Genomic DNA, 25,781 nt, shown 5'->3' on the forward strand with positions numbered 1-25,781 from the left:
GGCTCAACACGTGGTTGAAGCCCTTTTTATTTCAACTATCTTAACTTAAATTCCTGCACCATTGAATTTAAAGTATCTGACTGTGCTGTTAACTCTTCACTAGCCGCAGCACTTTCTTCTGCTATAGCTGAGTTCGATTGTACAACCTCTGATATTTGATCTATTCCAGCATTTACTTGGCTTATAGATTGCGATTGTTCTAAGGTATCAGCTTTTATTTCATTTACTATTTCAGTTACTCGATTTATGTTTTTAACCACTTTTTCTAGAGATCTGGCAGTATCATCTGCTATATTCTTTCCCTTATTTACAGCATTTATTTCTGATTCAATAAGTTTTGCTGTTTGCTTTACAGCCTCTGAACTTTGTTCCGCTAGTTTTCTAACTTCATCTGCAACTACGGCAAAACCTCGTCCTGCTTCCCCTGCCCTTGCAGATTCTATAGCTGCATTAAGCGCTAATAAGTTAGTTTGCTCTGCTATGGCATCAATAGCCTTAATAATACTACTAATATCTGCTGATGTTTTTTCAATTTCATCCATGGCTTTAACCATGTCCACCATTTGCTCATTGCTCTTCTCTATGTTTTCAGCTAATTCCTCAGTAATATCATTTGTATCCTTTGCACGTTGAGCCGTTGCATGAACTTGCTGATTTATTTCATTCATTGATGCTAAAAGTTCTTCAACTACACTTGCTTGCTCTGTAGCACCTTGAGATAGACTTTGTGCTGTAGCTGATACTTGCTCCGAACCACCGTTAACTTGCCCTATAGCTTCTCTGATCTCTAAAAAATTATTATTTAAATATATTATTATGTTTTCTAAGCTATTTTTAATATTAACAAAATCACCTATATACTCTTTTTCAATAGTAACTGTCATGTCTTTTTGTGATATTTTGTTTAATATAGAATCAATATCATCTATATATTCTTTTAAAAATCCTTGTGTCTTTTTTACTGCAAATACTAACTGCCCTAATTCCGTATCATTTTCTTCTATGGGAACTTCAATATTAAGGTTTCCCTGTGATAACAATATAAATTTATCTTTTATTATTTCTATAGGTTCAACTACCTTTGATTTAATTTCTTTATTATAGTGTGCATTTATTCTTAAGATTATAGCTAAAATTACTATTAAAACTATTATAGAAAGAGTTAATATTATTTGTGATATTTTAGATGAATTATTAGCTCTTGTTTCTATCATATCAGCAAACTTTATTGTTAAATTATCTATCTCTTCCTTATCAGTAAAATACTCTTTGTCAAAAAGTATTTTCTCTGCACCATCTTTTTCCCCATTTTTAACATATTCTATTGCTTTAGTTTCTTTTTCTGCTAATTTATTGGACTTATTTAAAGCTTCTTCAATTGTATTTTTTTCCTCCGTCTTTATTCCAATATTATTTATTTCTTCTAAAGCCTTGTCTCTTCTTTTAGTTTCATTTACCTCTTTGTTATAATTATCTAGATATTTTTCATCTCCTGTAATGGCATAGTATCTAACTTGATCTGTTAAATAATCAGAGCCATCTTTTAATTGTTGACTATAAGTATTTAATTTTAATCTTTGAGAGTTTAAGCTACTTGTTTTATAGGATATACCTAAAACTAAAATTGCAGCTACCATACTAACTATCAGCGATATAGAAGTAATTCTGGACATGTTTTTCATCAACTGTGATACACTTACCATTTTTCTTTTTTCATCCATAATTTTTCTCTCCAAAATATTTTTTATATATTTTATCATATTTTTATAAAATATTTTTATCAATATTTAGCGATTTTAAATGAATTTTCGCGTTTATTTTTAAAATACTTTTATTTAATACTCTTATCTACTTTTTTATAATTCTTTAATTTATTTATTAATTTAATTATAAAAATCATACAATACAATTTCTATCAAAATATTCCTTCTAATTATAATCTCAATTTTCAAACTTTTATTATTTTTCTTATTCTAAGTATTAGGTAGATTCCTGACTGTAACTGTTAAAAAATGCGGCAACTACTTTTAAGTAATTACCACATTTTTAAAATTACGTTATTGTTATAGTGTCCAGAAATCCCATGTCATTAATTTTCTTCTAAGTGTCGTCTCGTTTCTCTTTGGATTTCTTCTCTGTAATCAGCCTTTGTCTTAATATTTACTTCTTCCATCAGTTCCTTTGATATAACGTCTAGCATATACTCCATTTTATCTAGGTCCTCCTGTGGAAATCTATTTTTGATACGCTCCATTACTACTCCTATATAATTGTAATTTATAGCATAGTAGTTTAAGAATTTATCCGTCACCTCAAGATAAAATTCCCTCTTATCCAACTCAGACTGTGTTCTTTTTACATACCCCTTCTTCACAAGGCAGTTTACTTTATAAGCAGCATTGGGAGGTGATATCTGTAAAAATGTTGAAAACTCGTTTATGGTAGGCTTGTTCAATGCATATATTGTCTCTGCACAGAAAACTTCTAAAGTTGACAAGCTTGCCTCTCTTGTTTCAAAATTTCTGCATACCTGTGAATAAAAATGGAGTTTAAATTTAGAATAAACATCTAAAAAAACATTAAGTAACATATCATACACCTATCCTAGTATTATTTATCCAATATTCACGTATTTATTGTTTCAATAAATATACTTGAGAAGCAATATAAAATGCGTTTTGGATAATAAAATCTGATTTAAGTTAACTTAAAGCTTATGATAAATCAAGATTTTTCTTCGTATAACTTATATTATACTAAAGCATACTTATCTTTTCAATTGTTATACAAAATATTTCTAGCCCACAGCAAAAGACAACTCAGCTTTTGCAGCAACTTTTCCATTTACTGTAGCCACGGCACTGCCAAATCCAACATTGCCTTTACGGGCAATTATCTCACATTTCAGCTCTAACACGTCTCCAGGTACAACTTGTGCCTTAAATCTGGCATTCTTAATACCACCAAAAAATACTATTTTACCTTTGTTTTCTTCTTCCGTCAATATGGCAATAGCCCCTACTTGAGCTAAAGCTTCTATAATTAAAACTCCTGGCATCACATGCTTTTCAGGGAAATGGCCACAAAACTGCATTTCGTTTACTGAAACACACTTTATGCCCTGTGCCCATTTTCCTGGCTCATAGTCACATATTTTATCCACCAGCAAGAATGGATATCTATGCGGAAGAATTTCTTGTATTTCATTTGAATTCAGTTCCATAAAATCCGCTCCCTTAATATATCATATTTATTTTTCATATTTTTTTAATGCCAGTGTGCCATTATGACCACCAAATCCTAGGGAATTGGAAAGGGCAAATTTTATATCTGCTTTTCTTCCCTGGTTGGGAACCACATCAAGATCACAATCCTCATCTGGAACTTTATAATTTATAGTAGCTGGAGCAAAGCCTTCTTTTATAGCCATTGTTGTAAGTATAGCTTCTATTCCTCCTGCGGCGCCTAGCAAATGGCCTGTCATAGATTTTGTGGAGCTTACCATTACTTTCCTACAATGTTCTCCAAGGGCAGCTTTTATAGCAAGAGTTTCGCCCTTATCATTTAAAGGTGTAGAAGTACCATGGGCATTGATATAGTCTACTTTATCAGGAGTCTCACCTGCATCGTGGATGGCTTCCATCATGCACTTTGCAGCACCTGAGCCGTCAGGTAATGGAGACGTCATGTGGTATGCATCACAAGTAACACCATACCCTACAATTTCTCCTAAAATATTTGCCCCTCTTTTTATGGCATGTTCATAATCCTCTAGTACAATTACTCCAGCCCCTTCACCCAAAACAAAGCCTTCTCTTTCCTTGTCAAAAGGAATAGACGCCCTATTAGGATCTGTGCTTTCACTTAAAGCCCTTAAGGATGTAAACCCACCTAAAGCAAGAGGTGTTATGGTGCTCTCCGTTCCTCCACATATTATTACATCACTATAACCATGTCTTATTTGCCTAAAAGCATCTCCAATAGCATTGGTTCCACCAGCACAAGCTGTTACTGTACATGAACAAATGCCCTTGAATCCAAATTCTATAGCCACTGTGGCAGATGCCATATTGCATATACACATAGGAATAAAATATGGGGATACCTTGTCAAAACCACGTTCTAACCCCCTAGAATGCTCTCTCTCGATAATCTCAAGACCTCCCACTCCAGAAGAAATAATTACTCCACATCTAAAAGGAGCTTCATTTTGCAATTCAATTCCACTTTGCTTTACCGCTTCTCTTGCAGCTATAACAGCGTACTGTGTAAAATTGTCCATGGTACGGATTTCTTTTTTATCAAAATAACTCAGTGGATCAAAATCCTTAACTTCACCACACAATTTTACCTTCTGTTCCGAAGTATCGTAACGAGTTATAGGACCTATGCCACAAACTCCCTTTTTGGCATTTTCCCACATCTCTACAGCTGTATTGCCTATAGGTGATATAGCTCCCATGCCTGTTATCACAACTCTTCTATTCATGTATTCTTTCTCCTTTATACAGATTATATGGCCATGCCACCATCTACGCACAACACCTGACCTGTTATATACTCAGAGCACTCTTCCGCAAAAAATGATACCGCCCTAGCCACATGATGTGCTTCACCTAATTTGTTTAGCGGAATTTGCTTTAAGATAGCATCTTGTATATCCTCTTTTAAAATTGCTGTCATATCAGTCTTTATAAAACCAGGTGCCACCGCATTTACCGTTATATTTCTGCTAGCTAGCTCCTTAGCAGCTGACTTTGTCATGCCGATTATTCCAGCTTTACTAGCTGAATAATTAATTTGACCTGCATTACCTCTTACACCCACCACGCTGCTGATATTGATGATTCTGCCATATCTCTGTTTCATCATTATCCTACATACATTTTTAATGCACAAAAACGCTCCTTTAAGGTTGGTATCTATAACCTGGTCAAATTCCTCTTCTGACATTCTCATAATCAAGTTATCCCTTGTGATTCCTGCATTATTCACAAGTACATCTATTCTTCCAAAATTCTCTACAACCGCGTCTATCATAGCTTTACACTCAGTGTCTACACTTACATTGGCCTTTATAGCCATAGCTTTTACTCCAAATTCCTGGCACTGCTTTACAACTTCCATAGCCTTTTCTTCCCTAGAAGAATAGTTTACAACTATATTGAAGCCCTTTCCCGCCAATTCAATGGCTACAGCTTTTCCAATACCTCTGCTTCCGCCAGTAACCACCGCTACTCTACTTTCCATTTATCTCACCCCACCTATCCTTTAAATCCTCAAAATCCTCGCAATTTTCCACAGCAAAGGTATTCACTGAAGGGTCTATTTTCTTTATAAACCCTGATAGAACCTTTCCCGGTCCTATTTCAATGATATTATCTATCCCACAGCCTATCATGTATCTTACACTATCTTCAAAATAGACACTGCTCTGTACTTGTCTTTCCAAAAGTTCCTTTATAGTTTCACCACTGCCTATTGTTCTACCAGTTACATTAAAAACAACAGGTATATTCATTTCTCTGAATTCCATGGATTTAAACTTCTCTGCAAGTTTATCTCCCGCTATTTTTAAAAGAGATGTGTGAAATGGTCCGCTTACATTCAATGGAATGCACCTTTTTGCCCCTTCACTCATACACATTTCGGAAGCTTTATCCACAGCCTCTGCTTCACCTGCTATTACTAGCTGCCCAGGGCAGTTATAATTTGCTATCTCCACTACGCCATAGCGGGAAGCTTCTCTACATATTTGACGGAGTTTTTCTCTATCCAATTTAAGTACTGCCACCATTTTACTATGAAGGCCCATAACTGCATCTGCCATGGCATTGCCCCTAAAGGCTGCTAGTCTTACTGCCGTTTCACCCTTCATGGCCCCCGCTGCACTTAAAGCTGAATACTCTCCAAGACTTAGACCTGCCACCATGCTAGGAGTTATATTGCAAGATTTTAAAAGCTGTGTCATAGCATAAGCAAAAGCAACCATAGCGGGTTGTGTATTCCTGGTATCCGCCAATTCTGCTTCACTACCATGAAAACAAAGATTTTTAAGTTTACCACCATCATAGTCCACACTATCAAAGGCGTTTTTGAAAGTCTCATACTTATTGTATAAATCACTACCCATGCCTTCCTTTTGACTTCCCTGACCTGCATATACAAATGCTGTTTTCATATTCATATCCTCACTTTTAACCTAAGCAAAATCATCTCATAATACTTAATAATCATTGACCTTGCCCATCAATTCATCTATGACATCATGAACTTTTACAATTTTGTCCATTTTATACCCTTCTGCACCTACAAAAAACAATCCTTCTTCATAGTTCCCATGTTGCGCTTCAATTAAGGCTTTAGTTATGCAATAAGGTGTAGTTGAAGGATTGCATGGAACAATACAATTGATGCATCTTTCATGTCTTATATTCTTTTCTTTCTCCATCCGCTGTATAAGTGGAGTGTATAAGGCCCTCCCCGGCATGCCTACAGGACTTTGAACTATTCTAATGTCTTCTTTAGTTGCATTTATTACAATATCCTTGTATCCTTTAGAAGCATCACACTCTTCAGTGGCGATAAACCTTGTAGCAACCTGCACCGCATTTGCACCAAGATCAAGGTACTTTTTTACATCCTCATCATAGCTTATTCCTCCAGCTACAACTATTGGAATGTATTTAGAATCCTCTCCTTGAAAAGAGTCCACCATTTCCCTTACTTCCTTATATATTTCCTCTAAAGACTGTGATTTGTTGTCCAACAACTCCTCCCTTGAGAAGCCAAGATGTCCTCCAGCTTTACTTCCTTCCACCACAACAAAATCTGGTAGTCTATTGTATCTTCTCTTCCAAAGTTTACAGATAGTGTGAACCCCACGGGCACTAGAGATTATTGGTGCTATAAGAATATCAGCACCTGCTGTCATCTCTGGCAGTGACTTTGGAAGCCCTGCCCCTGAAATTATGCAATCAGCTCCAGCATCAATACAATCCCTCACCAAAAGTTCATAATCTTCCATGGCAACCATTATGTTAACACCTATCATACCCCGACCACCTGAAAGCTTTTTTGCCTTTTTAATCTCCCGTTTAAGGGCCCTTGTATTAGCTTCCCTTGAATTTGTCCAGAAATCCTCTTCATCAAAGCCAGGATTAGCTGCTGAAATTACTCCCATACCACCGCAAGCCGCCACTGCACCTGCCAGGTTCCCAAGAGAAATACCGATTCCCATTCCTCCTTGGACTATGGGAATTTGCAACTCTCTGTTTCCAATTTTCATCTTTTTATTCATCTCCACAAATTTTCTGAAGCTCCAACTTATACTCCTCAGTAATCCTTTCAAATATTTCTTTAAGAGATTTTATTTCCTTTAGTTGTCCACATACCTGACCAGCCATCACTGAACCATTCTTTACATCACCTTGAAAAGCAGCTCTCTTCAGTCCACCTATGGCGATTTTCTCCAGTTCCACTCCAGTAACGCCCTTTTTCTCCAGGGAAATATACTCTCTAGTCATGGAGTTTTTTAAAGCTCTTACGGGACTTCCCGATATCCTTCCCGTCACCATGGTATCTGTATCCTTTGCTTCAATCAATGCATTTTTATAATTTATATGGATAGGACACTCCTCGCTTACTAACAAAGCCGTCCCCATCTGCACACCACAAGCTCCTAAAATACGAGTTGCCAACATTTGTTTGCCATTGGCTATTCCTCCTGCAGCTACCACAGGTAAACTTACATTTTCCACAATTTGAGGAATTAAAGTCATAGTGGTCAGTTCTCCCACATGGCCTCCAGCCTCTGTTCCTTCTGCAATAATGCCGTCCACACCGTACCTCTCCATGCGGATTGCCTGAGCTACACAAGCAACTACTGGAAAAATCTTAATACCCTGAGCTTTCCATTGTTCAATATATTTTGATGGACTTCCAGCGCCAGTGGTGACCACTGGAACATTCTCCTCTACAATAACCCTTGCAAGATCATCTGACAGTGGGTTCATCAACATGAGATTTACTCCAAAGGGTTTGTCCGTTCTCTCTTTGCACGCTCTTATATGTGTTCTCAATGTTTCTCCATCCATAGCTCCAGAGCCGATTATTCCAAGGGCTCCAGTGTTAGATACTGCCGCTGCAAACTCGCCAGTGGCTATATTTGCCATGCCCCCTTGTATTATTGGGTATTTTATGCCTAATATTTCATTTAATCTCATACGCATCTCCACCTTACCATTCAATTAGTAATCCGCTCCAAAGGAGACCCGCTCCAAAGCCCACCATGATTACCTTATCTCCTCTATTCAACATATTCTTTTTATTCATATCATCTATTGCTATAGGAATGCTAGCTGCCGATGTATTGCCGTATTCTTCTACATCCATAAAAAACTTTTCCTTAGACAAATTTAGATTTTTTTGTACCCTAGATATAATCCTTTCATTGGCTTGATGACAAACAATATAATCTATATCGTTTAAACTTATTCCAGATTCTTTGGCCAAAGAGTGTAAGCTTTCTTCAATAGATTCCACGGCAAACTTAAATACCTCTGAGCCTATCATTTTTATACCTTTTTCTTCAGAATTATTCTTGCAATACAAAACATCGAAATTACTTTTACATCCATTTACAGAATACATCTGACTTTCTGCGCAGTACTTTACAACGGCAGCACCAGCGCCATCACCAAACAATACACAAGTTGTTCTGTCTGTAAAATCCAGAACCCTTGATATTACTTCGCTCCCTATGATAAGAGCGAATTTATCCTGATTTTCTGCTAAAAGCCCCTTAGCAACTTGCAATGAGTATATAAATCCTGTGCACGCGGCGTTTAAATCAAAAGCCATTGCCTCCCGTGGAAGTCCAAGGAGACCATGGACTTCAGAAGCAACAGAGGGGGTGTAATTATCCGGCGTAAAAGTTGCCACTATAACACAGCATATTTTATCTTTATCTATGCCCGAGCTTTCCATTGCCTTAATTCCAGCCTTTGCAGCCAGTTCCGCATTGCTTTCCTCATTAGCAAAATAACGCCTCCCAATGCCAGTCCTAGACCTTATCCACTCATCACTGGTATCTACAATTTTGCTCATATCTTCATTGCTGACGGATTTTTTAGGCACATATGATCCTACTCCAACAATCCTAATTCCTTTCATTTACATTCCTTTCCAGAGCATTTCCCATACTTCTCAATTTTTTATATCTTCTCTGCACAAGTTTATTTCTATCTATGTTTCTTAATTTTTTTATCTCGCCATATATTACTTCATCTAATTTTTCGTATACGTTTATAGGATTTACTTGTATTCCACCATCAGGCTCAGGTACAATATAATCTGCTATATTGTACTGATATAAATCTTGTGCCGTAAGCTTCATCAAAGAACAAGCCTCCTTGCTTTTTGAGCTGTCTTTCCATAAAATCGATGCAAATCCTTCAGGTGACAACACCGAAAATATAGAGTTTTCTAGCATTATCATAGTATCTGCAACACCTAAAGCCAAGGCTCCTCCACTACCGCCTTCTCCAATAACTACGGATATAATAGGCACCTTAAGACCACTCATAGTGGCAAGGCATTGAGCTATGGCTTCACCTTGTCCCCTTGCTTCTGCTTCAATACCTGGATAAGCTCCTGGAGTATCAATAAAAGTTATTATAGGTCGGCCAAATCGCTCCGCCTCTTCCATGATTCTTCTAGCCTTCCTATACCCTTCTGGGTTTGGCATGCCGAAATTGTATTTTATATTTTCTTCTAGATCTTTTCCTTTTCTGTGCCCTATAACCGTCACTGGTATGCCGTGATAAAATGCTATTCCACACAAGATACTCTTATCGTCAGCACACAATCTATCGCCATCTAAAGGGAAAAAGTCATTGAATAAGTTATCTATATACGCCATTATGTTTGGTCGTTCTGGATTCCTAGCCAATTTAACTCTTTCAAAAGGACTTACATTACACATATCACATCTTCCTTTCATGCAATTTTAGCAACAATGACAAAACATGCTTAATTTTATTTCTAGGTACAATATTGTCGATAAACCCATGTTCCTTAAGGTATTCCGCACTTTGGAACCCCTCTGGAAGCTTCTGTTTTAAGGTTTGCTCGATTACCCTAGGACCAGCAAAACCGATTAAGGCTTTTGGCTCTGCAATAATGATATCTCCAAGACTTCCAAAGCTGGCAGTTACTCCTCCTGTGGTAGGATTGGTGAGAACTGATATATATAGTAGACCAGCCTTTTTATGCTTTTCTAGTGCAGCAGAAGTCTTTGACATCTGCACCAGTGAGAAAATTCCCTCCTGCATTCTAGCTCCACCACTAGCGCAGAATATTATGATAGGCAACATATGTTTTGTAGAGTACTCAATTGCTAAGGTAATTTTTTCCCCCACAGCAGTACCCATGCTTCCCATCATAAATCTACTGTCTAACACAGCTACAACCACAGCTTCTCCACTTATTTTACCTACGCCTGTAACTACGCCCTCTTTAAGGCCAGTTTTTTCTTGAAGTTTTCTTATCTTTTCATCATAATCTGGAAATTCCAAAGGATTGCTTCCAACAATGTCCTCATTGATCTCTCTAAAAGTGCCCTCATCGAGGACTAAACTTATTCTATAATTTGCCGATATCTTAAAATGATAATCACATTCTGGGCAAACATACATAGAATCCAATAAAGATATCTCTGAAAAAGTTTTTCCACAGTGTGGACAATTTTCAAAAAGAGCACCTTCTATTTCCTTTTTTTCAATAGTTTTTGATTTATTTAATAGCTTTGCTTGGTATACAAGTTCAGCTTTTCTTCTTTTAAAAGGATCTTTAAATTCCTTTACGGCTTCAGCCGTTCTCTTATCTATCTCAAGTATATTATCTGCATTGTTTTCAATAAAACCAGTATTATAATTGCCCTTTAAAAAATCAGGATGAAACATCAACAGATGCTGAAAAGATTGATTTGTTTCTATGCCTTCAATTAGAGTTTCCTCTAAGGCTCTTCTCATCCTCCTAATGGCATCCAGTCGATTATTTCCGTGAACAATCACCTTTGCAATCATAGAATCATAAAATGGATTTGTCTCGTACCCATTGTATATGGCACTATCTATCCTTACCCCATTGCCCTGTGAAAAATGCAAAAAGCTTATCTTTCCCGGACAGGGTTTGAAATTCTCCTTAGGATCTTCGGCATTTATTCTGCACTCAATGGCATGACCTCTAAACGTTACATTTTCCTGATTTATGTCCAGGGAAAGACCTGATGCGATTCTTATCTGTTGTTTCACAATATCTATCCCAGTAATCAACTCAGTGATAGGGTGTTCAACCTGTATCCTTGTATTCATCTCTATAAAATAAAAATTGTTATTTTCGTCTACTATAAATTCTATTGTACCTGCCGATTCGTAGCCCGATGCTATCCCCGCTCTAACAGCGGCTTCACCCATTTCTCTTCTAAGCTCTTCAGTGAGACATTTCGCTGGAGCTTCTTCTACCATCTTTTGATTTCTTCTCTGCATAGAGCAATCTCTCTCTCCAAGGTGGATCACATTTCCGTGGCTGTCGGCTAGTATTTGGAACTCTATATGTTTAGGATTTATTATTAGCTTCTCAATGTACATTTCACCATTGTTGAAGCAAGCTACCGCCTCTGCCCTTGCAGACATAAAGGCTTGAGCTATTTCTGCCTTTGAATTAACTCTCCTCATCCCTCTGCCTCCGCCCCCCGCTGAGGCTTTTATAAGCACAGGATATCCTATTTCTTCTGCTATCTTTTCTGCTTCCTCCACAGTATCCACGGTTCCCTCTGAACCCGGTACTACTGGAACATTGTTTTCTTTCATCAGCTTTCGCGCCATGGATTTGTTGCCCATCTTATCCATTACGTCTCCACTAGGGCCTATAAACTTTACTCCTGATTTTTGGCACAGTCTAGCGAACTCGCTATTTTCAGATAAAAAACCGAAGCCTGGGTGTATGGCTTCACACCCAAGTTCCGTTGCCACAGTGAGTATGTTTTTCATATTTAAATAGCTATCCTTTGCCTTGGGTGGCCCTATACAAACTGCTTCAGTGGCAAACATAGAATGGAGTGCTGTTTTATCTGCTGTAGAGTATACAGCCACAGTATCAATCCCCATATCTCTGCACGCCCTGATTATTCTTATTGCAATTTCACCTCTATTGGCAATGAGTATCTTTTTAAACATCTTTCTCTACCTCTATTTCCATAAGCACTTCATCAAAGGATATAAGCTGCTCATTGGATATTAATATGGAGCGTACGGTACCAGTGTATGGGCTTTTTATTTCATTTATCATTTTCATAGCTTCAATAATACCAATTACGTCACCTTTTTTTATGAACTTGCCAACTTCAACAAAGGGCGGTTGCCCCGGTGCCTGACTTTGATAAAAAACTCCTACTAGAGGAGCTTTTATCTTTTGCAAATTATTGTCTTTTACATCATTGTCTTTTATACTGTTCTCTTCTTTTGATTCCCGTAAATTCTTTTCCTTTAGGCTGATTTTTCTGTTGTTTTCTACCTCACAGCTCATATTGGGGCTAATATCCCCATTGTTTGTGTTGAGCAAACTTTTATTTTTCTCTAGCTTTATAGAAAAATCCTGTTCCCTTAGTTCCATCAAATCTATATCCATAGAATTAAATAAAACAACTAAATCTTTTATATTCTCATAATTCATAAGATCCTCCCAGTTCGGTAAAAAAATTTACCCTCACTGCAAAAATTATTCGCCCTTTTCTTTTTTGTAGTATTCTACAATATCGCCTACAGTCTTTATTTTTAGCAATAAGTCATCTGGTATCTCTACTCCTAACTTATCCTCAAGCGCCATGTTAAGCTCTACTGCATCAAGAGAGTCCGCTCCAAGGTCTTCAATCAACCTTGTATCCTCCCTAACCTCATTTTCATCACAGCTTAGTGTATCCACAATAACTTCTTTTATTTCTTCAAATATCATATTAATTTCCCCCTGGTTTTAATTTGTTAAATTTTAGTTTTCTATTTAAGTAAGATTTAAATAAATTTCTTTATTTAAATTTATTTAAATAAACATTTTTAATTCATTATACCATATTAAACATCAGTGTCAATATTTTTTAAAAAAATTTGTTATATTTTTTTCTATTTTATACCATGATATTCGCAAAAAAACCTGCCAATTTACTTTGGCAGGAAATTCTTATTTTCTGTTTAAAATCTTATTCTCTTTGCCCTACAGGTGGCATAGAAATGTTATTTTTATTAAAGCTGTGGCTCTTTACAAGGCTCATATGATATGCCTTAATGGCAATGTAATCCTTTTGACCCTTTTCATCTAAAGTACCCTCTTCCTTTTTTTTCTCTAGCTCTTTCATAACCTCTACTACTTGTTCAAAGCTCATTCTCATGTAATCCACAATAATCCCTCCTCTCCAATTTTTTATTAAACTATGAATATGATTCTCTAAAACTACAGATTTATTTCCATGATCTTTTCTCCTGTAATATTGGGATCAGTTCTAGAGTACATAAGGTAGCCATCCTTAAGTTCAAGTTTTATAACTCCAGCCTCATTAAGGTATTCAACATAGGATCGCACCATTCTTTGCATAAAATTGTATTTGTAACTGTTTTTGATGGGTATATTGAACTTTTCTACTGCAGCCTTTAATATATCCTCTATAGTCATAGAACCTTTTATAACAGAGTACACCCCTCTTGCCCTGTCCTTATAAAACATAATATTGTCCTCAATGAGTTCATTTATATTATCATAAACACCTTTATGGGCTATTATATACATAGAGTTATGCAACTTCTTAAGGCTATTCTTTGTCTTTAGATCTAAAGACAAAATATAAGCGTAGGGCATTTTTGCCCCCTTCATCACATCATAGCTGATAAGAGAATCACCTATATATGCTACATCGTCTGGTGTAATTATTCCTATTTGAGCTGGACTATGCCCCGGTAGGTGCAAAACATGAAATTTTACGTTAAACATGCTAATACATTCATCACGATCAGAAACCATGATGTCCGTTTCAAAGACTGAATCCCTATAATATGTTTCCACCTCAGTGAGGGTTTGCATATTATAATACATCTTAAGATTTGAAGAAGAACTGCAAATTAAAGCCTCATAAGCAGGCATAGCAATGATACAACCGTATTTTTCTTTAAAATATCCACAATTGCTAACATGGTCCATGTGAAAATGGCTACAAATTATACCTTTTATCCTTAATCCCTCTTTAAGCAGTGCTTCCTCTATACCTTCCCGTTCACCCTTAGCCCATCCAGCATCTAACATTATAACTTTATCATCATCTATTTTATAAAAAGGAACATAGGTCATTCCTGTATCAATAAAAAATGTATTTCCCTTTGCATTAATAATGTCCGTAACGCCCACATCCTCTCTGCACTTTACTTTAATTATATCTTTTTAAACAATCTTTTTATCTATTTTTTCACTTATATTTGTTCTCATCCAAATTTCTGCTGTAAACATATCCTCGCTACACTCTAAGTTAAAGGTTATATTGTCGTACTCATTAACTATTTTCTTTAAATTGTATAACCCTATTCCTCTGCCGTTTTCCTTTGTAGAATAGCCCTTTTGTGTCAACTTATAAATTTCATCCACTCTTTTAACACAACTATTTTGAACTACAAAAACCATACTATTATCTTTTTTTATAATACCAAAATTAAGATTTTTATTTATCGTCTTTTGGGCCTCCTCTATGGCATTGTCTAAAAGAATTCCAAACACCCTCATGCAATCAATGTATTCCATGGGGATTTTGTCCACAGGCTCTGAAATGTCAATAAATAAATTGCATCCATTACTTTGCGCCTTCATGAGTTTAGATATTATTATAGATTTAAATGGTAAAATTTTTATATTTTTTAATTTTACAAAGAAATCATTTTTCTCCATGTAATGTTGTGTAGGCAATATACTCTCCCTAAAATATGTTTCCAAGCCATCATAATCTCCAGAATCAATGTATCCTTCCATGGACATCAGTATATTTTTGTAATCATGCTTAAATTGCCTTATATTTGTATACAACTCTTCCATATACCCTGCATATTCTTCCATTCTTTGAATCTCTTCATTCTTCCTTTTTATTTCCATTTCCTTCACGGAATACTTGTTGTACATATTGGCGCTGAATACAGCAGATAAAATGGAAAAAAGAAAAATCACAAGATTTATGAGATAGTTTTCATCAGCTTTTACTACCATCTTATTTATGATAAAAGATCCTATTATCATAACACCGCAAATAAAAATATTAGCATAAACGTATATTAGCCTTACCTTATTTACTTTTTTGCTGTTATCATTAATTTTAGTTTTGCTAAAATCTTTGATGATTTTCCCAAATATATTGGAAAGAATAAGTATACCAGCACAGGCACATAAAAAATAAATGGTCAGACTAACCCACCTGTAGTCTCTTAAAATACTCTTTCTAAGCACATTGGATATTAAATTGGATATAATGTCGCTTACTAAAAAAATAATTAAAGTAGATATACTATAAACAATATTGGGTATAATCTTCACAGTTTTATCGTGAAAATAATTATACAAAAATAGCACAATAGGAATAGAGCATAAATTTATAAATATATCTCTAAATATATACCCTATGATCCAAAAGCACACAAGAGTAATTAAAAGAACTGCGCCTTCCTTGAAGCTTATCTTCTTATCTTTTAAAATACAAAACCCCATTATTACAAATAAACATGTAACAAAAGAGGTAACTAATACTAATGGCATGTTTTCCCCCCTTAATTTGTGTTTTACTTTATATTAATTTATCTAATAACATTATACTATAAACATAGCGTAATTCGGATATGTTTTTTCGCCAAATAGAAAAAAAGCGCTGCAAAATTCTACATTTTACAACACTTTTCCCCTTAAACTTTCTATAAATATTCTCTTATTGTATATCTATATCATTGCATATAAATTTTAACTCCTCAATGTCCGATGAATACACAATAAAATTCTTTTTTTCTTGAGCGCTTATTTCATTTATCAAATTCTTAATCTCTATTCTACCTTGCTGGTCAAGTCCACATATTGGCTTAACTAATTCAATGGGGGATGTATCATTTAGCAACTTCTCCGCTATGTGAATCTTTACCATCATCTCTGGTGTATATTTAGATAACCGTGTTCTTTTGAATTTCTCAAGACCTACTATTTTTAATATATGCTCTATATCATAAGCTTTCTTACATTTTAGAAAACAAAATATTTTAAGATTGACATATGTGCTCAGGAACCTAATAACAAATGGATACTTCCTATTCTCCATTCTATTCTTAACCTGTTTTCTGTCATTATATATGTAAACCCCTTTTATTATGCCTTGCTCCACTATTGCACCTCCGTATATTGCTGGCTACGTCTCATCTTTTTTACAAGTTCTACAATAACTTCTTCTGTAATCCGCTTATGCATCTCACAATTAACTTCACTTTGTCTATGAATATTTCCAGTTTCAAAATAATTAGATCCTATGCATCCATGACATATGGTATTATTAAAACAATTTTTGCAACGTTCATCGTTAAACTTGCTAAAATTTATAAGTTTCGTCTTTATTTCATTATATTTTTTCGATAAAAACAAATCATCTTCATAAATATTTCCCATTTTATACTCCTGTTGATCTATGAGCATAAAGCAGGGATATACATCACCATTTACGGAAACTGATAGTAAAACCAAACCAGCCTCACATAAATACTTGCAAACTTGCTTTTTCTTCAAAATATTTATAACGGTACTTATAAGATCATTAATGGGTATATCACCAGAATTTTCTCCCATGAGATCCGAAACCGATTTTACGAACTCATCTCTATTGGATAAAATAAATTCATCATCTTCATTTCCCGAGACCGGAGTTATATGAAAATGTTCTATGCCAAATTCTTCCTTGCCGTATTTTATAATATCCTTTATCTTTACACCCATTTCTTCATGTACCCTATTATACGTGGACTCTATGCAGGATGGTTCCCCTGTGAATTTTCTTAAACGCATTATATTGTCCCCTACAACTCTTCCCGTTCCTTTTCCGTTTTTAAAAATCCTCATCTTGTCATTTACACTCTCCGGCCCATCCAGGCTAACAGTGACATGAATATTGTATTTTTTAATGATCTCTAACAACTTTTCGTCCATAACAGTTCCATTGCTAACCATGCCAAGCTTTGTTTTTTCTTTTTCTTCGTCCTTAAACTTTTCCTGTACATATTTACCAATAACCTCTATTCCCTGAGGATTTAAAGTGGGTTCCCCTCCAAAGATTTGTATGTTTTCTATATTATCATAATGTCCATAGAAAACATCCAAGGCTTTTATTATGGTATCTTCACTCATCATACATTCCTCTGAACAGTAGTTTCCTCCATTGGCATAACAATATTTACATGCAAGATTGCACACATTTGTGATGTTGATAACCAGTTTCTTTAGTATGTTTACTTCTTCTTTTCCGCTGTTAACTACCCCTTTGTCATTTTGTTTCTTATTATGACCCCATCCACAATTACAGTTTTCATCAATAACTTTTTTTAAAGATTCGTATGATTTATCGTCACAAGAAAATTGTTCCATAGTATGCTCTTTATTAATGCCTTCAATTATATCTTTCATTACATTCCTAGTCAGCTTATTTATCTCATAGAATCTAAGAGTATCAGGGAAAAAGGCCACTGTTATACCATCTTTTTCTACAAAATGTGGTTTCAAAACAACCCCTCCATACTTTGATACATCAATAGGTAAGGAATATAAACTACCCGGTTCTATTTAATTTATATCTGACACATAATACCTAAGCAGACATTACCACACCAATTTCCGTCACGCCAACCTCCATCCTTTGACTCCTTCACTAGCTTGTCTACGTCTATTTCTACCATCATAATGTCATTTTCACGTTTCTTATCCATTATTTATCCACCTCCTATACTTTTTTTACAACAAAGTTATTGGTTTAAAATAAAAAAGACAACAGATGCATTATTCTCAACCATGCCTATCTTGAGAATACTGTATATGTTGCCTTAATTTTATCACAATATTTTACTTTATTTTCAATATTATCTTCAAATGTGCTTGTTATATCACAAACGTTTAAATTATATATTTTCACATATCCTAAACGTAGTTTTTATATCCTAAACGTAATTACTTTTTCAGACCAGTCAAGCATCTAAAAGAAACAAAACACTGTTCGCCATTTTTCATCATTAAAATCCTTCTTTTTTTATCCACCTCTATAATATTATTTTTATTCACTATGTAGGCTCTGTGTGATCTATAAAAGTTTTCCGGTAAATTTTCCTCAAACTCTCGCAAAGTCCCGTAAATCTCAAAAATCCTGTTTTTCTCGTGAACTACAAGCTTATGTGGTGACTGTGATGTTTCAATGAACATAACCTCATCCAACATAATTTTGATTTTTCTACCCTCTTGCTCTAACAAAAGCACATTTTCTTTTTTCTCTGTCTTTTCAAAATTATCATTAATGTAAGATAAGGTTTTCTGTAGATTGGCTCGTACATTGTTAAAATTATCCTTAATAATATAATCAATGGCCTCAACTTTGTATTTAAACGTAAGGAAACTCATTTCGGAATGAGTAGTTAAAAAAATAATATAGCCAAGAGCATCCCTCTCCCTTATAAGACTGGCAAGCTGAAGTCCATTCACACTGTTGTTTAAATCTATATCCAGAATGTATATCCCCCTACGTACATTGTTTTCCTCTATGTATTCCAGTACTTGGTCCGGAGTTCTCGCACTGAGTTTTAACTGAAAGTCAAATTCCCATTGTCCTATTAGATCACTTACAATCTTCTCTATTTTACTGCATTGAATAGAACTGTCTTCACATATTATAACTGAAAGCATACGGTCATGATAAGGAATATCTTTTCGTTATCCCCTAATTCCTCCTCTTCAGATTTGTCATATTAATAAGAAATTATCTACATCTATTATACATTAATAATTATATTTTTCAATATATAGTTAAAACAAGCTAAAAAGTCAGCATTTTGCCCGTAAAGGAAAACACTGACTTTCATAATACCCTTGCACCAATTCTATGATAACCGTTGGAAACTCACTATTTTTTTTTATCATCCATTTCATCTAGCATATTTCTCAATTCTGTTAAATCCTCTTCTCCTATAGCATTGCCATCGTATAAAGATGTAACAAAGCGACTTAGAGAATTTCCAAACATCTTTTTGAAAATGGATTTTCCTTCTTCCTGAAGATACTTATCCTCATCCACCAAAGGAGAATAATAATTGATTTTACCTTGCTTTTCTTTCTTTATAAATCCTTTATCCTCCAGTCTAGATAAAAATGATAATACTGTATTGGGTAGGATATCTCTGCTTTTATCTAGCTTAGCTTCTATATCCATTCTTGTAACAGGGCCCTGTGAGTGCCATATTATCATCATCAGCTCTAACTCAGAGTCAGGTAACTTCTTCATGTACTTCCCTCCTCCTTCAATATTCATTAGACGTTTGCCTAACTATATTAACAGTATATTGCTTTTTATTTATTATGTCAACAATTATTTTAGGCACATGCCTAATTATACCACCCATTCCACACTTTCAGGTCAGAAAGGTATTGTTCCTCTACTGCAGGAACATAAAAAACTCCATAAGTATTTAAACCCTTATCCTCTTTCATTGTAGGAATTTCCACATAAATTTTGTAATAGGGCATATAATTTATATCCTTGCCATTTCTGTATACAAGCTCTGTCTTGCGTATATACTGTTCTCCTGGAAACTTTTCAGGTACTGTAGAGATGTATTTACCTTTGCAAAGGAGTTCCTCAGCTTTTTCCTTTGTAATAATAGGGTAGTACCCTAGTTTCTCGGAAAGATCAGGTTTATCAATGGTCATGCCAGAGAAATCACCATTTTCATTGTATATAATGGATATTATATTAAAATTATAGTTTATGATTTTGTCTATATCATTTTCTTTATCATTGTAAAAGTTAAAATTGAACCCACCTAGCTCACCATCATAGGTATAATTTCCACCATGTATGTTTGCTTTAGGATTTTTCATAGGAATTATCTTATTGTAAGTATTTTTTATATAATCTTGAGATTTAAGGTGTTTTTCGTAACTTTCTTGTTTATTACCTCTTATTTTATATTCCTCTGGCAGTTCAAAAGGCTTAACAAATTCTATAGTGGTTTCCACATGGCAATCTACACTTATATTGTACTTATCAGATGAAATGGTAGCACTTTTCAGTATATTATAGTCAAGTTCATTAAATTCAATTCCCACTTCTGAATCCCTCTCAACCTTAGAATTTATTTCTTCTTTATTTGGATGAATTTCTACAGGGTATTTTTCAGTGTCAATACCTAAAAATTCTGCTACTTCATAGGCACGTTTTTTTATGGGTTCTATATCAACCTTTATGGGCCTTCCGACTTCATCGTAGGAAAGCTTACTTTTAAACACCGGCAACCTAGTGATGTTCATGGATTCATTCCACGGATTCCCGTTTTTTAATTCACTAATATCATAGGCCATATAACCCTCATAACCCATACCATCCGTAGAAAAACTACTGAATAAACACAATTTTTCTAGTTGGCCATTTTGATTTTGTTCATGGGCTTTATCATCATTATAATCCACTTGAAAACTGTATTTATTACCTTGGTATTTGGGTTTTATTCTAGATTTTAAATAAATTCCTGTACCAACTACAGCACACATAATAACAGAAGCCGCCACCACTCCGTATCTTTTCCATGGAATACTATGCTTCATTACAAGATTCTCTTCCTCTGCTTCATTTATGATATCCTCACTTAGCATTCCCATGATTTGAAATATCCTTTCCCTCTTCATATATACACATCCTCCTTCTTCAAAAACACCTTAAGGGCTTTTCTTGTACGAAATAGAGATGATAAAACGTTGCTTTTTGAAAGGCTGTATCTTTTTTGGATATCCTCTACACTATCACAATACCAGTACCGTCTAACAAAAATAAGTCTATTATGTTGCGACTGTTTTCCTAAAAACTCATCTATTAACCTGGCAATTTCTTTTTCCTCTATGCTGCTTTCCACATCATTACTAGAAGGTATACACTGTTCCATCTCTGTTAATATAAACTCCATGTCACCATTGCCACGTTTTTTTGCTTTTTGTTTTTTATACATATCAAAGGATAAATGCCGTGTAATGCATCCAAGAAAACTTCGCATAGAATTAGGCCTCTCCTCTGGTATAGAGTTCCATGTGCGGAGATAAGTATCATTAATGCACTCCTGTGAATCTTCATTATCCTTTAAGATATTCATTGCTATTTTACAAAGATAATTTCCATACTTATTATCCGTTTCAGTTATGGCTTCCTCACACCTCTGCCAGTACAGTTCAACGATTTCTGAATCCTCCATGATATCACCCCTTTTCCCTTTCACCTATAAAGACGAATTTTTCAGTAGAAAATTGCATATTATTAAAAATAAATTTTCTTTAATCCAAGCTCTGTGAATTCATACACCGTATCAGCAACTTCCCTTATGAACTTTCTGTCGTGAGATATAGAAATTATAGTGCCACCATATTCCTTTAAAATGTTTCTGATAACCGGATTGGACAAAGCTGAAAAGTTTCTTGTAGGTTCATCTAAAATTAAAACATTGTGCTTATTCATAATCATTTTAAGGAAAAACAACTTGGCTTTTTGCCCACCAGACAGTTCACCTATATTATGCTCCATCTCCAAAGTAGTGTATTTCATGCTACCCAGAAAGGTTCGAATGCGGCTATTCTCTTCCTTGTCCCATGTTATGCTTAGAAATTCCACAGGAGTTTTATTATAGTCAAGCTCTTCTTCATAATTTTGTGGCATATAAGATGCCTTTATGTCTTTTCTCTGAAGAAGTTCTTCTGCTATAGACCTTATAAGTGTAGTTTTACCAACTCCATTTTTACCAATAATACAAATTTTCTTGCCACCCATGACTTTTAGATTTATATCTCGTGATAAAATACGTTGATGTACAAAAAGTTCATCCCTGTGGAAATCCAATACCACCTTCCCCCTTGGCAATTGAACATCCTCATTGAATTTTACCATAATGGCCTCTTCATCATGGGGCATCTCCGTCATATTCTCATACTGTTTTTCAAATCTTTTCTCCATGGATTTCACCACGTGCATCTTCTTTTTTAAAAGTTTTCCACCATGTGGATTTTGTCTAGATACGTTTTTTTGGTCATGCTCTACTTTTTGCTGTATCCTTCTAAATTTCTCCTGCTGTTTTTCATATTCCTCTTTTTCCTTTCTAGCCATCTGTTCCTGACGCTGAAAGGCTTTCAACCTTGTTTCCACGTACTCCTCATAGCCCATCTTTGCCACCGTATATCGACAAATTGTCTTTCTACGTATCTGCTCTAAGTGAACAATGATATTTGCCGTATTTTCCAGCAAAGTTTCATCGTGGGATATGAATACTACAGATAATCCACAATTATTGATAAACTCTTCAAGCCATTGTAGGGTTGACATATCAATATCATTGGAAGGTTCATCTAAAAGCAACACCTGAGGTTTTTCCATGATTATGCTAGCCATTTGCATTTTCACCTTTTCACCACCGGACAATTTTCCCATATGTTGTTGCGAGTAAAACATCTCTAACTCCATACCCATTTTGTATGCAAGATCCGAAAGTTCCTTATTGTCCATATCGTAAAAACAAGGATTCCCGCAGAAGTATTCATACACCGTCTTTCCCTTATTTTCATCCTCCAACTCTTGCGGCAAGTATGCAATTCTAACATCTTTTTTTAAGATTTGCCCATTGTATTCCACATAATCGGACACTAACCCTTCATCATATATGAGTTTTAAAAGTGTAGATTTTCCATTACCTTCCTCACCAATAATCGCCACCTTGTCTCCTTCATTCAGTACAAAGGAAAAATCCTTTATTAATTCCTGTAAATCTTTTCTATGTGTAATATTTAAATTTCTAATTTCAAGCATGATATCATCTCCTATTTTGTAAATAAAAAAGTCCGCCTCTAGCTATTAGCCAAAAACAGACTGATAATTTCCATATACAGATGATAATGCAAACTTATCCTTTCATGTTAACAAATATTATCCACATTGTGGATAACTATTTTAAGGACATTAATTTAATGGTATCTGTATAGTACATGCAAATCCGTTTTAGGCGCTAGAAACAAGCCTGCCAAGCAGACCTAAATTTCTAAAATTTCCTTAAAACAGATTACATATTCATGACTATGCATACACCCCTTTAAATTTTGCTAACTTTAATATATCACAACAGCTATTTTGTGTCAAAAAAATTATATCACATGCTACTTAAAAACAATGTAATAATCATAAGAACAGCGCAAGGATCATAAGAACAATGCCTATAACACAAACAATTATTGAACTTATTTTCTGTGCTTTAAAATAAGCTTCTGTGGGCTCTGGATTCTTTACGTATATTGGTATCATAGTTCCTCTAAAATTTGTACTAGGATACCTGTACCACAAATAACCTAATCCTATAAGAACCAATCCTATAAACAAGAAAATGAAACTTCCTCTAAAGGTAACATCGTATCCCAAAGCTGTGGTAATTACTAAGCGAACATCCACATTTGAACCATATGAAGACATATCCATAGGGTAAAATAGTGGTAATTTTTCGCCACCCGTTTGACTATTTACAGCAATAGGTTTATTTCCATACTCATGAACCACGCCACTGAACAAAAGTTTATAATTTGAAAATACCTTTACTTCTTCACCCAGATTTACTTTTTTAAGATCATCACCCATGACCTTATACTCATTCTCATATTTTCCATCTAAAATGTACTTAACACTTATTTCTCTGTCTTGATTTGTAGTATTATCCACTACTATATCTACTTTACTGCCAAGATACTTGTAATGATATTCAAAGCCTTTTTCATTACTTATTTTTCTCTTGAAACCACCATATAGACAAGTACCCCTTTGAAAGAACAAGATAAAATAACCAACCAAAGCCAATAGCACCATGACTATTGCTGCGTTTTTTTGCCAACCCTTTTTAGTAATATTCACAGAAATCCCTCCTTGTATAATATCTTACATAATATATTACATCAATTTTGAACATTTTGAAATATATTTCTGTAATTTTATTATTTACGTGCTATAATGATGTTATAAATATAAATATTCTGATTAGTTTGGAGGCCATTATGTCATTCGAGAAAAAATTTGGTATCGTCACAGATATAGCGTTTTTTATATTTTTTATACCCATATTACTCTACAGAGACTTTTATAATGCCAATTTATCAATGATACAAAAAATACTTTTATATGTATGCTCAATTTCATTGTATACTATACCCATTATGAAATATTTCACAAAATGTTCCTCTGACATGGTAAAAAAGGTAGACAGCATCTTGAGAACCATTGTTGCTATCATATTGGTTGTAACGCTATTCATTTTGTAACCATACTTTTTAAGGCAAAACCCTACCACGCTGTAACGATATTTTACCATGATAGGGTCTTTTCTCCTACTCAGATTTATTTATTATAACAAATTCTGTTCCTTTTTTCTCGAACTTTTCTAACATTTCGCCTTCCTCAAAGATAAGATTATTACCTGATACTTTAAATACAAATTTATTATTATCCTTGTCTTCAACATATACTTTTCCATCTTTGACTTCATATTTCCCAGAAAAACCCCGATCATGAAGTGGATTTACAAGAATGAAAAATTTATCTTTTTTGATGGAAATTGTAGTTTTATTAAGCTCTTTTACTGGATCCTTTAGGTCTTCTTGTCCCTTTACCACATAGTACCCTTCCTTAATAGGATCACTCTTTTGGCAAGCCACCATGAACCCAAAACATAATAAACACATTAAAATTGCAATTATTTTTTTCATGTGCATCCCCCCTTAAACTTAATTTATATTATAGAGTTAAAGCCCCACTTCAAGATAATAATTCAGTTTATACGATATATCATATATGTTTAGTATATAATATTCTATATATTTTGTATTATTGTAATAATTCTGTAATTTGTGTTGCATTGAATTTCTATAAACCCTGTGCTATACTAGGTTAATACGGAGGTGTTGCATATGATGATTTCAACAAAAGGTCGCTATGCTCTTCGAGTAATGATTGACCTCGCAGAACACAATTCTGGAAGCTATATTCCCTTATCAGATATAGCGAAACGACAGGAAATTTCCGAAAAGTATTTGGAAAGCATCGTTTCAACATTGAGCAAAAATGGTCTAGTGGACGCTTTACGTGGTAAAGGCGGAGGATATAAATTAAATCGTGAACCTGAAAATTATACTGTGGCAAGCATTTTAAAGGTTACAGAAGGTTCATTAGCCCCTGTGGCATGCCTAGACACCACATCTAACTCTAATAAATGTACACGTGCTTCTCAATGCAAAACTCTAGCCATGTGGAAAAATCTCCAGAAAGTCATTGATGACTTCTTTGAAGGGATTACTATTGCAGATCTTATGGACCATGAACCAGTGTCTGACTATATTATATAAATTTCTAAAACACCATGAGGAAACAACCTTGTGGTGTTTTTTGCTGTAAAAATAATAATTTATAT

General features: G+C 34.7%; 28 protein-coding genes and 1 pseudogene. 1 reads left to right on the plus strand and 28 read right to left on the minus strand.

The window, feature by feature from the left end:
• Positions 1 to 35 precede the first annotated feature (35 nt).
• The 28 genes and pseudogenes from BUA73_RS04420 to BUA73_RS04545 all read right to left on the minus strand — a co-directional run bounded on the left by BUA73_RS04420 (position 36) and on the right by BUA73_RS04545 (position 25,080).
• The gene (locus BUA73_RS04420) at positions 36 to 1,721 is read right to left on the minus strand and encodes a methyl-accepting chemotaxis protein (protein ID WP_178139220.1); all 1,686 of its coding nucleotides are present in this window, start codon (positions 1,719 to 1,721) and stop codon (positions 36 to 38) included.
• Between the two features lie 368 nt (positions 1,722 to 2,089).
• Positions 2,090 to 2,590 carry a MarR family winged helix-turn-helix transcriptional regulator gene (locus BUA73_RS04425; RefSeq protein ID WP_072902796.1) on the minus strand — a complete coding sequence of 167 codons (501 nt, stop codon included), beginning with the start codon at positions 2,588 to 2,590 and terminating at the stop codon, positions 2,090 to 2,092.
• Between the two features lie 207 nt (positions 2,591 to 2,797).
• Positions 2,798 to 3,223 (minus strand): 3-hydroxyacyl-ACP dehydratase FabZ, encoded by a 426-nt coding sequence (gene fabZ, locus BUA73_RS04430; protein WP_072902799.1) that lies wholly within the window; start codon positions 3,221 to 3,223, stop codon positions 2,798 to 2,800.
• 27 nt (positions 3,224 to 3,250) lie between these two features.
• Entirely contained in the window at positions 3,251 to 4,489 is a 1,239-nt protein-coding gene (fabF, locus tag BUA73_RS04435) for a beta-ketoacyl-ACP synthase II (protein ID WP_072902801.1), read from the minus strand.
• 23 nt (positions 4,490 to 4,512) lie between these two features.
• The gene (gene fabG / locus BUA73_RS04440) at positions 4,513 to 5,250 is read right to left on the minus strand and encodes a 3-oxoacyl-[acyl-carrier-protein] reductase (protein WP_072902804.1); all 738 of its coding nucleotides are present in this window, start codon (positions 5,248 to 5,250) and stop codon (positions 4,513 to 4,515) included.
• Entirely contained in the window at positions 5,240 to 6,181 is a 942-nt protein-coding gene (gene fabD, locus BUA73_RS04445; protein ID WP_072902806.1) for an ACP S-malonyltransferase, read from the minus strand. The genes fabG and fabD overlap by 11 nt, the downstream gene beginning before the upstream one ends.
• Before the next feature lie 45 nt (positions 6,182 to 6,226).
• A complete protein-coding gene (locus BUA73_RS04450; protein WP_072902874.1) occupies positions 6,227 to 7,288 on the minus strand; it encodes an NAD(P)H-dependent flavin oxidoreductase in 1,062 nt (353 codons plus the stop codon).
• 4 nt (positions 7,289 to 7,292) lie between these two features.
• A complete protein-coding gene (locus BUA73_RS04455; protein WP_072902809.1) occupies positions 7,293 to 8,225 on the minus strand; it encodes a nitronate monooxygenase in 933 nt (310 codons plus the stop codon).
• Between the two features lie 13 nt (positions 8,226 to 8,238).
• On the minus strand, positions 8,239 to 9,174 hold the full coding sequence (locus BUA73_RS04460) for a beta-ketoacyl-ACP synthase III (RefSeq protein ID WP_072902811.1): 936 nt from the start codon (positions 9,172 to 9,174) through the stop codon (positions 8,239 to 8,241).
• On the minus strand, positions 9,161 to 9,985 hold the full coding sequence (locus tag BUA73_RS04465; protein WP_242942328.1) for an acetyl-CoA carboxylase carboxyltransferase subunit alpha: 825 nt from the start codon (positions 9,983 to 9,985) through the stop codon (positions 9,161 to 9,163). The genes BUA73_RS04460 and BUA73_RS04465 overlap by 14 nt, the downstream gene beginning before the upstream one ends.
• 1 nt (position 9,986) lies before the next feature.
• Positions 9,987 to 10,919 (minus strand): acetyl-CoA carboxylase, carboxyltransferase subunit beta, encoded by a 933-nt coding sequence (gene accD, locus BUA73_RS14315; protein ID WP_242942331.1) that lies wholly within the window; start codon positions 10,917 to 10,919, stop codon positions 9,987 to 9,989.
• Positions 10,914 to 12,239, minus strand: a pseudogene (gene accC / locus BUA73_RS14320) (acetyl-CoA carboxylase biotin carboxylase subunit); the annotation flags it as partial. The pseudogene accC and the gene accD, both read right to left, overlap by 6 nt.
• Complete coding sequence (locus BUA73_RS04475; RefSeq protein ID WP_072902817.1) at positions 12,232 to 12,735, minus strand: acetyl-CoA carboxylase biotin carboxyl carrier protein; 504 nt, start codon at positions 12,733 to 12,735, stop codon at positions 12,232 to 12,234. The gene BUA73_RS04475 and the pseudogene accC, both read right to left, overlap by 8 nt.
• A gap of 45 nt (positions 12,736 to 12,780) precedes the next feature.
• Positions 12,781 to 13,014, minus strand: a complete 234-nt coding sequence (gene acpP / locus BUA73_RS04480; RefSeq protein ID WP_072902819.1) for an acyl carrier protein — start codon at positions 13,012 to 13,014, stop codon at positions 12,781 to 12,783.
• Positions 13,015 to 13,255: 241 nt separating this feature from the next.
• Entirely contained in the window at positions 13,256 to 13,453 is a 198-nt protein-coding gene (locus BUA73_RS04485) for a hypothetical protein (protein WP_072902821.1), read from the minus strand.
• A gap of 53 nt (positions 13,454 to 13,506) precedes the next feature.
• The gene (locus BUA73_RS04490) at positions 13,507 to 14,451 is read right to left on the minus strand and encodes an MBL fold metallo-hydrolase (RefSeq protein ID WP_242942329.1); all 945 of its coding nucleotides are present in this window, start codon (positions 14,449 to 14,451) and stop codon (positions 13,507 to 13,509) included.
• 33 nt (positions 14,452 to 14,484) lie between these two features.
• Positions 14,485 to 15,837 carry a sensor histidine kinase gene (locus BUA73_RS04495; RefSeq protein WP_072902823.1) on the minus strand — a complete coding sequence of 451 codons (1,353 nt, stop codon included), beginning with the start codon at positions 15,835 to 15,837 and terminating at the stop codon, positions 14,485 to 14,487.
• A 166-nt stretch (positions 15,838 to 16,003) separates the two neighbouring features.
• Positions 16,004 to 16,447 (minus strand): ATP-binding cassette domain-containing protein, encoded by a 444-nt coding sequence (locus BUA73_RS04500; RefSeq protein WP_072902825.1) that lies wholly within the window; start codon positions 16,445 to 16,447, stop codon positions 16,004 to 16,006.
• Positions 16,447 to 17,829 carry a radical SAM/SPASM domain-containing protein gene (locus tag BUA73_RS04505; protein WP_072902826.1) on the minus strand — a complete coding sequence of 461 codons (1,383 nt, stop codon included), beginning with the start codon at positions 17,827 to 17,829 and terminating at the stop codon, positions 16,447 to 16,449. The genes BUA73_RS04500 and BUA73_RS04505 overlap by 1 nt, the downstream gene beginning before the upstream one ends.
• A 65-nt stretch (positions 17,830 to 17,894) precedes the next feature.
• Positions 17,895 to 18,032 carry a hypothetical protein gene (locus BUA73_RS14040; protein ID WP_178139221.1) on the minus strand — a complete coding sequence of 46 codons (138 nt, stop codon included), beginning with the start codon at positions 18,030 to 18,032 and terminating at the stop codon, positions 17,895 to 17,897.
• 238 nt (positions 18,033 to 18,270) lie between these two features.
• Positions 18,271 to 18,996, minus strand: a complete 726-nt coding sequence (locus BUA73_RS04510) for a LytR/AlgR family response regulator transcription factor (RefSeq protein WP_072902827.1) — start codon at positions 18,994 to 18,996, stop codon at positions 18,271 to 18,273.
• 217 nt (positions 18,997 to 19,213) lie between these two features.
• Complete coding sequence (locus BUA73_RS04515; protein ID WP_072902829.1) at positions 19,214 to 19,591, minus strand: BlaI/MecI/CopY family transcriptional regulator; 378 nt, start codon at positions 19,589 to 19,591, stop codon at positions 19,214 to 19,216.
• A 101-nt stretch (positions 19,592 to 19,692) separates the two neighbouring features.
• Entirely contained in the window at positions 19,693 to 20,991 is a 1,299-nt protein-coding gene (locus BUA73_RS04520; RefSeq protein ID WP_072902830.1) for a hypothetical protein, read from the minus strand.
• A complete protein-coding gene (locus BUA73_RS04525) occupies positions 20,988 to 21,548 on the minus strand; it encodes an RNA polymerase sigma factor (RefSeq protein ID WP_072902832.1) in 561 nt (186 codons plus the stop codon). Before BUA73_RS04525 ends, BUA73_RS04520 begins: the two co-directional genes overlap by 4 nt.
• Positions 21,549 to 21,610: 62 nt before the next feature.
• Positions 21,611 to 23,146, minus strand: coding sequence for an ATP-binding cassette domain-containing protein (locus BUA73_RS04530; RefSeq protein ID WP_072902833.1), 1,536 nt, complete (start codon positions 23,144 to 23,146; stop codon positions 21,611 to 21,613).
• Between the two features lie 366 nt (positions 23,147 to 23,512).
• A complete protein-coding gene (locus tag BUA73_RS04535) occupies positions 23,513 to 24,232 on the minus strand; it encodes a DUF6199 family natural product biosynthesis protein (RefSeq protein WP_072902835.1) in 720 nt (239 codons plus the stop codon).
• 223 nt (positions 24,233 to 24,455) lie between these two features.
• Positions 24,456 to 24,686, minus strand: coding sequence for a hypothetical protein (locus BUA73_RS04540; protein ID WP_072902836.1), 231 nt, complete (start codon positions 24,684 to 24,686; stop codon positions 24,456 to 24,458).
• Between the two features lie 16 nt (positions 24,687 to 24,702).
• Positions 24,703 to 25,080, minus strand: coding sequence for a hypothetical protein (locus tag BUA73_RS04545; protein ID WP_072902837.1), 378 nt, complete (start codon positions 25,078 to 25,080; stop codon positions 24,703 to 24,705).
• A 201-nt stretch (positions 25,081 to 25,281) separates the two neighbouring features.
• On the opposite strand from BUA73_RS04545, the gene BUA73_RS04550 reads away from it, so the two are divergent.
• A complete protein-coding gene (locus BUA73_RS04550) occupies positions 25,282 to 25,716 on the plus strand; it encodes an RrF2 family transcriptional regulator (protein WP_072902839.1) in 435 nt (144 codons plus the stop codon).
• The last annotated feature ends 65 nt before the right edge of the window (positions 25,717 to 25,781 follow it).

This window comes from Hathewaya proteolytica DSM 3090, from assembly GCF_900142225.1.
GTDB lineage: Bacteria > Bacillota > Clostridia > Clostridiales > Clostridiaceae > Hathewaya > Hathewaya proteolytica.

Bases quoted from the DNA above. Each gene is read 5' to 3' on its own strand.
- BUA73_RS04420 (WP_178139220.1), bottom strand. From the start codon at position 1,721: ATGGATGAAAAAAGAAAAATGGTAAGTGTATCACAGTTGATGAAAAAC.
- BUA73_RS04425 (WP_072902796.1), bottom strand. From the start codon at position 2,590: ATGTTACTTAATGTTTTTTTAGATGTTTATTCTAAATTTAAACTCCAT.
- fabZ (WP_072902799.1), bottom strand. From the start codon at position 3,223: ATGGAACTGAATTCAAATGAAATACAAGAAATTCTTCCGCATAGATAT.
- fabF (WP_072902801.1), bottom strand. From the start codon at position 4,489: ATGAATAGAAGAGTTGTGATAACAGGCATGGGAGCTATATCACCTATA.
- fabG (WP_072902804.1), bottom strand. From the start codon at position 5,250: ATGGAAAGTAGAGTAGCGGTGGTTACTGGCGGAAGCAGAGGTATTGGA.
- fabD (WP_072902806.1), bottom strand. From the start codon at position 6,181: ATGAAAACAGCATTTGTATATGCAGGTCAGGGAAGTCAAAAGGAAGGC.
- BUA73_RS04450 (WP_072902874.1), bottom strand. From the start codon at position 7,288: ATGAAAATTGGAAACAGAGAGTTGCAAATTCCCATAGTCCAAGGAGGA.
- BUA73_RS04455 (WP_072902809.1), bottom strand. From the start codon at position 8,225: ATGAGATTAAATGAAATATTAGGCATAAAATACCCAATAATACAAGGG.
- BUA73_RS04460 (WP_072902811.1), bottom strand. From the start codon at position 9,174: ATGAAAGGAATTAGGATTGTTGGAGTAGGATCATATGTGCCTAAAAAA.
- BUA73_RS04465 (WP_242942328.1), bottom strand. From the start codon at position 9,985: ATGTGTAATGTAAGTCCTTTTGAAAGAGTTAAATTGGCTAGGAATCCA.
- BUA73_RS04475 (WP_072902817.1), bottom strand. From the start codon at position 12,735: ATGAATTATGAGAATATAAAAGATTTAGTTGTTTTATTTAATTCTATG.
- acpP (WP_072902819.1), bottom strand. From the start codon at position 13,014: ATGATATTTGAAGAAATAAAAGAAGTTATTGTGGATACACTAAGCTGT.
- BUA73_RS04495 (WP_072902823.1), bottom strand. From the start codon at position 15,837: ATGCCATTAGTATTAGTTACCTCTTTTGTTACATGTTTATTTGTAATA.
- BUA73_RS14040 (WP_178139221.1), bottom strand. From the start codon at position 18,032: ATGGATAAGAAACGTGAAAATGACATTATGATGGTAGAAATAGACGTA.
- BUA73_RS04510 (WP_072902827.1), bottom strand. From the start codon at position 18,996: ATGCTTTCAGTTATAATATGTGAAGACAGTTCTATTCAATGCAGTAAA.
- BUA73_RS04515 (WP_072902829.1), bottom strand. From the start codon at position 19,591: ATGAAGAAGTTACCTGACTCTGAGTTAGAGCTGATGATGATAATATGG.
- BUA73_RS04520 (WP_072902830.1), bottom strand. From the start codon at position 20,991: ATGAAGAGGGAAAGGATATTTCAAATCATGGGAATGCTAAGTGAGGAT.
- BUA73_RS04525 (WP_072902832.1), bottom strand. From the start codon at position 21,548: ATGGAGGATTCAGAAATCGTTGAACTGTACTGGCAGAGGTGTGAGGAA.
- BUA73_RS04530 (WP_072902833.1), bottom strand. From the start codon at position 23,146: ATGCTTGAAATTAGAAATTTAAATATTACACATAGAAAAGATTTACAG.
- BUA73_RS04540 (WP_072902836.1), bottom strand. From the start codon at position 24,686: ATGGTAAAATATCGTTACAGCGTGGTAGGGTTTTGCCTTAAAAAGTAT.
- BUA73_RS04545 (WP_072902837.1), bottom strand. From the start codon at position 25,080: ATGAAAAAAATAATTGCAATTTTAATGTGTTTATTATGTTTTGGGTTC.
- BUA73_RS04550 (WP_072902839.1), top strand. From the start codon at position 25,282: ATGATGATTTCAACAAAAGGTCGCTATGCTCTTCGAGTAATGATTGAC.